Origin of the sequence: Streptomyces sp. MK7, assembly GCF_032658145.1 — a bacterium.
Classification (GTDB): Bacteria; Actinomycetota; Actinomycetes; order Streptomycetales; family Streptomycetaceae; genus Streptomyces; species Streptomyces spiralis.
Genome location: NZ_JAVACL010000141.1, coordinates 1 through 584, shown reverse-complemented (window position 1 = coordinate 584; position 584 = coordinate 1). Strand labels below are relative to the sequence as shown.

1 pseudogene is annotated in these 584 nt (G+C 73.1%); it reads left to right on the top strand.

Features of this window, described 5'->3' with window-relative positions:
- Positions 1–9: 9 nt before the first annotated feature.
- A pseudogene (locus R2S09_RS40195) lies at positions 10–584 on the top strand (amino acid permease); the annotation flags it as partial.

Genomic DNA, 584 nt, shown 5'->3' with positions numbered 1-584 from the left:
CCCACGGCCCTGAGCGGACGGACCCCGCGCCGTTCCATCCTGTTCTTCGCGTTCGCCTTCGCGGTGATCGCCGACCCTGTGTCCTCCGTCGCCTACGCGATCGAGGCCGCGCTGCGTGCGCTGCACGGGAACCTGGCGCTGCTGCTGCCCACCATGAGCCTGGTGATCGGGCTGGTCGTCGTGGTCACCGCCAACTACTGGCAGCTGGTGCGGCGCTTCCCCAAGGGCGGCGGCGCGGCGGCCGCTGCGGCGCGGGCGTTCGGGCCGCGCTGGACGTTCCTGCCCATCGGTGCCCTGGTGGTCGACTTCGTGCTGACCATCGGCATCTCGATCGCGGCGGCGGCCAGCGCGGTGATCGCCCTGTTCCCGGGGCTGGCCCCGGTGCGTATCCCGCTGGCGCTGGTCCTGCTGCTGGTGGTGGCGGGACTGACCTGGTTCGGGCACGGCGGCAGGCTGCTGTTCGCCGTCATGACCGTGGCGTTCGTGGTGATCTCCGTGGCCGTCCTGGTCCTCGGCTTCGCCGCGCCCCACGCCAGCGGCCACGCGGTGTCGACGGCCGGTCCGGGCCACTCGGCGGTGCTCGC